We start from the raw sequence: 7,440 nt of genomic DNA on the forward strand, positions 1-7,440 counted from the left end.
CAAGGAGTGTGATGACAGGCTCTCGGCGTAATCCCTTTCCCGTCGACGAATTGCTGCGAGCCGTACGGCTGGAAATCGCAGCCGAGCTCCGCAGTGACGGTGACGGGGAGAAGTTGTCCCTGACCGGCGGACGGGTGGTAGGGAACAACGGAGAGAAGAGGGAGTACCTGTTCTTCTGCAGGAGCTGGAAGGAGATCTTCTCCGGCGACAAGCTGCTGATCCGCCCCGAACGCTCCCGCGAGGCATGGGTGAGTGCCGAAGTGGCGCGCATGCCGGACGGCAAGATCAGAGTGCGCACCACGGCCGACCTGCGCCAGCCCGCCAACGCCCAACTGCGTCTGGACGATTCGGTCGGCCTGGAGACGCTCGTCGAGCGGCTGGAGACGGCCGGGAGGCCCCACGGCTTGGTCAACCTGACCACGGCGGACTGGCTGTTCGGCCGGGGACAGCCTCGCATCGAGCGGTGCCCCACCCCTGAACGCTTCATCCGTGGCTACCGCCACCGCCAGCTCAACGACAGGCAACGGCAGGCGATCGAGCAGGCGCTCGGCAGCGATCTCACGTTCGTCTGGGGGCCACCAGGAACAGGCAAGACAGATGTTGTCGCGTGCATCGCCGAGGGCTGTTTCCGGCAAGGCCTACGGGTCTTGTTCGTGGCGCCCACCAAGGTCGCGGTGGACCAGGCGATGGAGCGGATCTGCGAGTTGTTGTCGGATGAGGAGGGGTTCGACGCGGGGCTGGTGCAGCGGGCGGGAGAAATAGAGCTGGCGTCGCTGGCCGCCAAGTTCGGCGAGCAGATCAATCCCACCCGGGTCATCGCACGGCTATCGGCCCGGCTGACCACGCAGATCACCGATACACGGGAACGGCTGACGGCTGCGCAACAGGCGTTGGCGCTCCACGGAGAGGCGGATGTCGTAGAGCGTCGACTACGAGATCTGTTGACGCTGCGCGATGAGGCAGGGCGGCAGGTCCTCGCCTGTGAAGAACAACTCCAGGCCCGGGGCGCGGCCATCAGACAGATACAGGAACAGGTCCACGACATCGGTGCGCCATCGGGCCTCTTCGCGAGGAAGAAGCAGGCAAAGCTGGAACAGCTGAATCATGCTCTGTGGGAACACCGAGAGACGATGGCGGTTCTGGACCAGCAGCGGCGCGGCGCGTTGGCCGATCAGCAGGCCCACGCGAACGAGGCTGCCGCTGAGGAACCACGGTTGGCCGACCTACGCCGCAGACTGCGGGATGTGCCCGCGAGAGAGCCGCTTCAGCGAGTTGGTGACCAGCTGCAGCAGCAGCTCAGCGCACTCCAGCAGGAGCTGCAGAAGACCACTGAGATGGTGCGGGGCAACTGCAGGGTGATGGGGACCACGGTCGCCAAGGCTGTGCAGTCCCGCAAGCTGCTCGACAGCATCGATGTCGTGGTCATCGATGAGGCCGGGATGGTGAACACTCCTTCGGCTTGGTGCGCCGCGGGATTGGCCGCTCGTCGCGTTGTCGTGGCCGGCGACTTTCGTCAGCTGCCTGCAGTCACGAAATCCGCTGGAGACCGGCAGGCGTCTCCTGATGATCGGCAGCACGCCACACAGTGGATGGACCGCGATCCATTCACCACCGCGGGCTTAGTGGACCAAACGGGGGCGGCTCGCCGCGACGACCCCCGCATGGTCTGCCTGGACACCCAGTACCGCATGCGCCCGGCGATCTGTGAGGTCGTCAACGCGGTCGCCTATCCGGACGCGCCGCTGCGGACTGGTCGAGGCGACCAGAGCAGGTTGCCTACCTCGGCTTTGATCGAGAGTCCGTTGATTCTTGTGGACACCACTCCGCGCCGCCTTCCCCACCCTCTCCATCGCCCTAGCGCGCACACCACCAACACCGTCCACGAGGCCGTCGTCCATGAGCTCGTTCGCGGCCTGCAGTACGACGAAGTCCTGCCGGCGCGCAGATGGACGGGCCTGCCGGCGGGAGAGCGGCCAACAGATCGTCTGGCGGTGATCGCACCGTATCGAGCCCAGGTGAAAGCGCTGCAGGAAAGCCTGACCTACCGATTCGGCGAGACATACGAGGGGCTGGTGGACACTGTTCACCGCTTCCAAGGCAGCCAGCGTCCCCTCGTGATCATTGACACCGTGGCGGGGGCCGGCGACAAGCTCGGCTATTTCTACGATCAGGTGGGACTCTCATCGTCCACCTGCCGCCTGCTCAACGTGGCCCTGAGCCGAGCTCAGGACCACCTTGTCGTGGTCGCGGACACGCAGTTCCTCCATGCCAAACTCAGCCCTGGCAGCGAGGCTGCCCGCATGCTCGCCCATCTGGAACGGCATGCCCAACGGCTGTCGGTAGACGACCTGGTGCCGTTCCGCAGCGCAGCAGACCTGGCTGGGCTACCCGAAGACGAGCTCGCTCGACCAGCGTTCTTTCCCGCCGATGAAGTGCCCCGCGCCGTGATGTGGGACATCGCCCGTGCTCAGCGAACAATCGAGATCTACTGCGCCTTCCTCGATCCGGATCCCGTCCGCACGTGGCTCCAGCACCTCACCCCACGCCTGAACTCCGGGGTCAAGGTCACCGTCCACACCCGCGACTATTCCGGCGATCCGCGAAAGAGCGGCCTCGTCCAGCAGCTCACGGCAGCCGGTTGTCAGATCTCCACACGAGAACGCATGCACGAGAAAGTCCTCATCATCGACGAGACGGTGCTGTGGCACGGATCCTTGAACCTCCTGGCGAACCTCGGTCCCACCGATCTGATGATGCGCATCACCGATCCGGTGTCATGCAAGCGGGTACGCCACATCGCCGAACGCGCCCGTATGGAACGTCCCACGCGCAGTCGGCAGCAGCCGACACCTGGAGACGGCCACATCAAAGCCGGCGACGTCGTGAACGGCCGTCTCTACGTGAGAGTCCCCATCCACGACAAGGAGGAGTTCAAACAGGCGGCGCGAGCAGCCGGCATGCGCGCGAGATGGGACGGAGTACGGACGCTGTGGCATGTCGACGCATCTGTCCCTCGGCAGGCCATCAGCCGATGGCTACCACCGGGTGCCTGACACGCACCTACTCCTCACGCGTGAGCGGCGACCTGCCCACTCATTGGTATACCGCGGCTGCCTACTGGCAAAGACCCCTCGCGCGGCCAGCACGCCGGCCTCGGTGTGGTCGTGCGTGACCGCCGACAGCGACCCGCGACTGAGAAGCCGCAGGCCGCGGCAGCGAATGCGGGCTCAGCCACCCTCCTTGGTCACGGCGCCGGTCGTGGCGTCGACCTTGACCCCGTGCCAGGTGCCGTCCGGGGTGACGACATCGGCGTCCCAGACGAGAGTGTTCTCGTTGTACCTGTCCAGGCTCAGGTGGGTGATCTTGCCCTCTGGCACTGCCGAGGACACCTTCTCCACCGCCTCCTTGAAGGTGACCTTGGCGTCCTTGGCGATGCTCATGACCCTGCCCTTCTCTGTCTCGCCGGTGTCCTTGACCCGAGGTTCCGAGACCACCTTTCCTGACGCGTCCACCTCCATCACGCGTTCCGTGCCGTCGGGCCCCGCCAGCTGGATCTCCCAGAGCTGACCGTCGTTCTCCGCCTGGACCGAGAGGATCGTGGAGCCCTGGACGGCGGCGACGGCCGCGGCGCCCGCCTTCTCGAGGCCCGCCATGCCGCCGGGTTCCTGGCTGGGGTCGCCCGGAATCTCCGATGGTGACGCGAGGCCGGCGATGGCGCCGCCCGCGGGCGCAGCCTCGACGGCCCTGGACTGGGTGGCAGCGCTCCCACAGGCTGCGACCGCGAGCAGGGCCGAGCCGGCGAAGACGGAGCGAATAATGCTGGTTGCCCGTTTTCTGTCACTCATACTGCTGACGCTGCCCGAGCCTCGACAAAGCCAAGCCCGAAAGTCGGGCAATTCGGCCGAGAGTCCTTATTCGGGCCCCACCGATTCGCCAGTGGTGCGCATGTCTCTATAAGACGATCGACTGAAGTGCTGTCAGCCCCCAACTGATCGCACGGAGTTCGCATGCCAAGACGCTGGACAGAGCGACGTGCAGTCCCTGTCTCGGTGCCCGTAGTCGAACCCCGCTCATGGGAGAGCGAGCGGATCCCCTTCCTTGTAGCGAACATCGAACGACCAACGGATCACCCGAGCGCCTATCCGGTGCGGCACCAGATCGAGTTCGGGCGGGTCGGCTATGGCTACCACGTGGGCGACTGTGAAGCGCGCTGACGTGCTAGTAAGGAGGCGAATACCAGAGTATGGTCACTGGTTTGGCGACCAAGAAAGTGACGGTGACGATCCCCGAGGAACTTCTTGAGGAGATCCGCGCGGATGCGGCTGAACGGGGTCTGTCGGCGTACGTCGCCGAGGCGTTGCGCTTCAAGCGGGACCGAGACCGGCTGCTGGAGCTGGTGAACTGGCTGGAGGAAGAATACGGGCCGGTCACCGATGACGAGCGCGCAGCGGCAATGGAGGAGCTGGAAGATCTCGACGCCGAGCACGAGCGCCGCCGCACCCGCGGATAGCGCAACGCAGGAGAGGCCGCGTGAGCAAGCGGAGCGGTGAGCGCGGGCAGCAGCCGCTGCGGATCTTCGTGCTCGACTGCGAGGCCATGTCTCTGGCTGTACGGGGCAACCGGAAGATGATCGCCCGGCTCGACCTCGCCGCCCGGGGCGACATGGAGGTAGTGACGTCTCCGATGACGGTTGTCGAGGCGTGCGACGGCAGGATCACTGCGCAAGGCTGGGACTGGGTGCTCTCCCGGCTCAACATCGCCGACATCGGGAAGGACCAGGCCCGCTGGCTCCTGGCCGATGCCCAGCTGCACGGGCACAAGTACGCGATCGACGCCGTGCTCGCTGTCATCGCACGACAGCAGAAGGGGCACGTCACCGTCTTCACATCAGACGTGGACGACCTTGAGAAGCTGGTCCCGGACTCGATCGTCGTCAAGAAGGTATGACCTCCCGCGTTGCTGACACCAGGCGTGACCCTTCGTTGGCATGGTCTCGGTTGAGGTGTCCGATGCGCCGGCGGCAGAGCGGACGGGACCCCTGGCGCCGGCCATAACGTCGGTGCGGCCCGCAGGGCTCACGATGGACGCTGGGTCATGGTGGTCAGCGGCCGCGGACCGACACCGGGAACCATCGGTTAGCGATGATCTGGACCTTCCCCTTGCCCTTGGCCGGGATGTAGGCGAGCAGCTCGTTGCGCTCCGTGCGCCTCATCGAGGATCGCACCGTGGACGGTATGCCGAAGCCCTTGTGCCAGTCTCCGAAGTTGGAGCTCTCCCAGATCATGCCGTCGTTGCGGGTCTTACTGCGGTAGGAGTGCTCGATGTCGACACCGAACCAGACCAGAGCCCCACCGGATTTCGTGCGTACGGCGTACACGGCCGTGCCCGCGTCCTTGGCCTGGCTCTGGCCTGCCCAGCCGTTACCCCGGTAGGCGTTCCTGTTGTCGATCAGCGAGCGATACGGGACCTGATCAGCCGGCCGAAGGCGAACTGTTTGGCCGACGGGCTTCGGGTGCCGCGGGAGATGACGTCGGCGAGTGCGGTGGCGATCTCGCCGGGCGGCAGGGCAAGCCTGGCATCGTCGCCGGCCACCACCTCAGGGAAGTCTTCGACGTCGACCCCTGGCGCGAGGGGTCCCTTGGTCGTGGCCGAGAACGGCGTGTACGCCACCCGCCACGGCCCGCCCTCCCGCTCCTGCACGAACACCGGGATGTCCCGCGAGGCCGGCTGCGTCCCGCGGTCGGTGGCCGCGGCGAAGAACCATCTGGGGTAACCCGAGAACCTGGGCGCGGCCGCCAGCCCAGCGGTGTACTTCACCCGTCCGAAATTCAGGCCGTTCCGCTTGTACACCGCGTATTGCGCGGTGTGGACCTGCAGCGCCGATCCCGTCTCGACCTTGCCGGCCAGCTTGCTGTCCAACCGGCCGTTGGCGCTGTTGATCGCCAGCATGTACCGCTTGAGCACATTCGCGGCCGCCGAGGGGGCGATGGCCGGGGTCGGCGACGCCGAAGGCGAGGGGCTGCCGGTCGGAGACGTCTGGCGTCCCCTCGCCTGCTCGCCGCGGTCGCTGCACCCGCCGCTCGCCGCGACAAGGAACGCCGCCGTCACCACGGCAGGGAGGGTCATCCGCATTGATGTTCTCAGTTTCGACTGTCTTGATTACCGGTCGACGACGTACTGACCTGACAGATGGGTGCAGGAAGAGCACCTGGCTGTGCCTACGAAAGCCGCAGCCGCCACTTCTTGGTACAGATCGAGGCGCTGGTCGAATCTGCACGGTGCTGGGCCTCGCCTCGTGTGCCGTACAACCCCAGTGGCGTGGCGAGCAGGGCGGAGCACGTCGTTGTCCCGACCGCCGCAGGCACCAAGCTGATCCAGGGCCCGCCAGCAGGCAGCGCTCCAAGTGGGCCGCGTTCACGGGCCGGTACGGCGTCGGCAGGCGCCGCCGCCGTACCCGAGGCAAAGGTGCCGTCCACCAGGAGGGAGCTTGTCGGCGCAGTGGCGCGCATGCCCAGCCCGGAGACGGCGGACGCTGATATTTCGCATGTCATTGTCCTTGTCTGTCGCCCCGCCGGAGGGCAAGAGCAAAGCAGACTAACCCAGTTGATGTCCAATAGCGGTATCAGGCGAAAACCGATATCCGATTCCGTATAAATGCTGGTAAGGCCATGGATACGCTCAGATAAGCGTCACGACAGTGGCGGCTTGCCGCCAGAGCTGGCCGTTCAACTAGTGTGAGCGGGTGCAGGAGCGTGCGAGATCCGAATTACTGAAATGCGCACCCACATGCCGATCCGCGGCAGGTTCAGCAGCACGAGCAGCATGTTGCCGATCCACATCGACGCGATCAGGCCCCCAGAACAGCGCCGTTTCATCGGTGATGACGTTCGAGCCGGAGGCTATGCCGTGGACGATGAATGCGCTGACCATCAGTGCCATGACCGGGTGGGTGGGCAGATCGCGGGTGAGGAGCGGGATGAACGACGTCTGTGCGGCGGCGTTGCGGGCGGGCCCGCCGCGCCCTCGATCGAGTTGCGCCCGAACTCCTGCTGCCGCTTCGAAATCCGCTTCGACGGCGTACGCGGGGAACGAGGCCAGCACGTGGCACCGCCGGGCAGAACGCCGAGACCGGTGCCCCGCAGGATCGGGCCGACCATCCGGCGCCGGTCCTCGCGGGTCGGACAGAGGTGAGCGGACGCTCGAGGGTGGTTTCCCTCGACAAGACCATGTCAAGGCCCTCAAGGCCCACCGCGCCCGTCAGGACGAGGACCGCCTCAAGCTCGGCCCGGAGCGGAAACGCGCCTCCCGGGAGAGACCTCCCATAGAGTCGGCACGATCGTTCAATTAGTACTACAGTCATGTTTTGTGATCTATAGCTGGATCTTGTTGTGCCGGAGCCAGCGTTTCCAGTAGTGGCTGCTGCGAGCGCCGGCTTGGTGG

7 protein-coding genes are annotated in these 7,440 nt (G+C 65.8%); 3 read left to right on the forward strand and 4 right to left on the reverse strand.

Annotated features, from left to right (window positions below; translation table 11 throughout):
- Nucleotides 1-11: 11 nt before the first annotated feature.
- Complete coding sequence (locus tag ACWEVS_RS24205) at nt 12-3,053, forward strand: AAA domain-containing protein (RefSeq protein WP_452553410.1); 3,042 nt, start codon at nt 12-14, stop codon at nt 3,051-3,053.
- Between the two features lie 174 nt (nt 3,054-3,227).
- Here the strand turns inward: ACWEVS_RS24205 and ACWEVS_RS24210 are convergent, their stop codons facing one another.
- Nucleotides 3,228-3,845 (reverse strand): PepSY domain-containing protein, encoded by a 618-nt coding sequence (locus ACWEVS_RS24210; protein ID WP_452553411.1) that lies wholly within the window; start codon nt 3,843-3,845, stop codon nt 3,228-3,230.
- 410 nt (nt 3,846-4,255) lie between these two features.
- On the opposite strand from ACWEVS_RS24210, the gene ACWEVS_RS24215 reads away from it, so the two are divergent.
- A complete protein-coding gene (locus ACWEVS_RS24215) occupies nt 4,256-4,510 on the forward strand; it encodes a CopG family transcriptional regulator (RefSeq protein ID WP_452553412.1) in 255 nt (84 codons plus the stop codon).
- A gap of 20 nt (nt 4,511-4,530) precedes the next feature.
- Nucleotides 4,531-4,947, forward strand: a complete 417-nt coding sequence (locus ACWEVS_RS24220) for a hypothetical protein (RefSeq protein WP_452553413.1) — start codon at nt 4,531-4,533, stop codon at nt 4,945-4,947.
- A 154-nt stretch (nt 4,948-5,101) separates the two neighbouring features.
- Here the strand turns inward: ACWEVS_RS24220 and ACWEVS_RS24225 are convergent, their stop codons facing one another.
- The 3 genes from ACWEVS_RS24225 to ACWEVS_RS24235 all read right to left on the reverse strand — a co-directional run bounded on the left by ACWEVS_RS24225 (nt 5,102) and on the right by ACWEVS_RS24235 (nt 7,101).
- Nucleotides 5,102-5,377 carry a hypothetical protein gene (locus tag ACWEVS_RS24225; RefSeq protein ID WP_452553414.1) on the reverse strand — a complete coding sequence of 92 codons (276 nt, stop codon included), beginning with the start codon at nt 5,375-5,377 and terminating at the stop codon, nt 5,102-5,104.
- Nucleotides 5,378-5,448: 71 nt separating this feature from the next.
- On the reverse strand, nt 5,449-6,126 hold the full coding sequence (locus tag ACWEVS_RS24230; RefSeq protein WP_452553416.1) for a hypothetical protein: 678 nt from the start codon (nt 6,124-6,126) through the stop codon (nt 5,449-5,451).
- Nucleotides 6,127-6,729: 603 nt separating this feature from the next.
- Entirely contained in the window at nt 6,730-7,101 is a 372-nt protein-coding gene (locus ACWEVS_RS24235) for a tripartite tricarboxylate transporter permease (RefSeq protein WP_452553418.1), read from the reverse strand.
- Nucleotides 7,102-7,440 lie beyond the last annotated feature (339 nt).

The sequence above is a fragment of the Nonomuraea sp. NPDC003754 genome (genome assembly GCF_053605785.1).

Coding starts and splice junctions, on each gene's coding strand:
- ACWEVS_RS24205 (WP_452553410.1), top strand. CDS start 12: ATGACAGGCTCTCGGCGTAATCCCTTTCCCGTCGACGAATTGCTGCGA.
- ACWEVS_RS24230 (WP_452553416.1), bottom strand. CDS start 6,126: ATGACCCTCCCTGCCGTGGTGACGGCGGCGTTCCTTGTCGCGGCGAGC.
- ACWEVS_RS24210 (WP_452553411.1), bottom strand. CDS start 3,845: ATGAGTGACAGAAAACGGGCAACCAGCATTATTCGCTCCGTCTTCGCC.